This is a genomic window from Microcoleus sp. Pol12A5, from assembly GCF_036701435.1.
In the GTDB taxonomy this organism is placed as follows: Bacteria; Cyanobacteriota; Cyanobacteriia; order Cyanobacteriales; family Microcoleaceae; genus Microcoleus.
Genome location: NZ_JAUBQU010000281.1, coordinates 1 through 1,520 on the forward strand (window position 1 = coordinate 1; position 1,520 = coordinate 1,520).

Consider the following 1,520-nt stretch of genomic DNA (forward strand, 5'->3'; position numbering starts at 1 on the left):
TTTTAATAATTTTAGGAATCGCGTATTAGCTTGCTGGTCTGATTAGATAAACTTATAACCATAAGTTCAGGAGAGCCGCATAAAGTAGATTCAATTAAGCCTATGATTGAAGCGGTGGGTGCTTCTATCTTGTGTTTGTCCCCATACTCTCCTGATTTTAATCCAATTGAATTATGGTGGTCGCAACTCAAATCTTTATTGCGACAATTTTCACCAACAAGCACTAAAATGGTTGACAGGATAATTGCTGTGGCTCTTGACTTAATTAATCCGAAACATCTTAAAAACTGGTTTACTAATTGCTGCTACTGTACCTCATAACATCCGGAAGTGCTGTAACTGTTGACTCGATTTGATTATGCCGATGCAACCGGAAAGGATATCACATCAAACTTGGCATCGTATAGAACCCATTTGAGATATTTTTGCCAATCGGGTAGGATAGCTAAAAGTGGTGGATTAAAAGCAGAGGGGGGAGTGAATGGGGTATTCTAGCGACGTAACAGACAAAGAGTGGGAAATAATCGAGCCATTATTACCGCACAAAAAGAAAACAAGACCCCCAGTGTGGACAAAGCGGCAAATTCTCAACGGGATATTGTATCAACTCAAGAATGGTTGCAACTGGGCAGACTTACCCAAAGATTTTCCACCCTATTCAACTGTCTTCTGGCATTACAAACAGTGGTGTGAAGATGAGAGCTTAGACAAAATCATGACAGAATTACATGGACGAGTGCGGGAACAAGTAAAAAAAAAGCCTCAGTGGACAACTCTAATCATGATTGACTCACAAGCGGTGAAAAACACCTGTAATGCAGGGATTGAGTCGAAAGGGTTTTGTTTTTACAAGACGACAAATGGGATTAAAAGACATCTCGCAGTTGATATATTGGGCTTTCCCTTCTTTACCGACTGCACCAAAGCCAGCGTATCTGATGACCAAGGGTTGATTGAAATGCTAACCCAAAATATCGATTACTTCAAATCTAAACCGCTGGAACTGCCGAAGATTACTATCTTGGTAGATCATGGTTATCATCCTGAAAAACTGACGAGTTCCTTGGAGCAGATTTATCCTCAAATTATGACCAAGATCCAGTTTGAACTCTCGGCCAAACCATCAAAAGCTCAAAAGGAGGCTTTCATGACAATCGGGATTTGTTCCGGTTGCAGCTAGATGGGTGATTGAAAGATCGAATGCTTGGGTAGAGCGATGCAAGAGTTTAGTCAAAAATTTTGACCGCACACTCGAAGCTGCCAATGCCAAGCTCAAGCTTTGTTTTATCAGATTGATGCTCAAACGACTTGCTGCTTCAGTTACCCCCTAAAAAGATATCAAATGGGTTCTATAGGTCGTCGGTTCAAACCCCCACTTCGATCGACAAAACCCGCCTAATTAAGCGGGTGTTGTAGTTTTCCTCAATATTTTCACTCTTTGGCAATAATCCTCTTCTGTCACTCTAGGCAGAGTATAATAGGACAAAATCTCTCAAACCTGAGCTGGGTCTATGGTTAAG

Annotated in this window: 1 protein-coding gene and 1 pseudogene; both read left to right on the top strand. The window is 41.1% G+C overall.

Going from position 1 to position 1,520, the window contains the following annotated elements; genetic code table 11:
* Positions 1-102: 102 nt before the first annotated feature.
* Positions 103-208, top strand: a pseudogene (locus tag QUA45_RS28745) (transposase); the annotation flags it as partial.
* A 273-nt stretch (positions 209-481) separates the two neighbouring features.
* Positions 482-1,180 (top strand): IS5 family transposase, encoded by a 699-nt coding sequence (locus tag QUA45_RS28750; RefSeq protein ID WP_333101175.1) that lies wholly within the window; start codon positions 482-484, stop codon positions 1,178-1,180.
* The last annotated feature ends 340 nt before the right edge of the window (positions 1,181-1,520 follow it).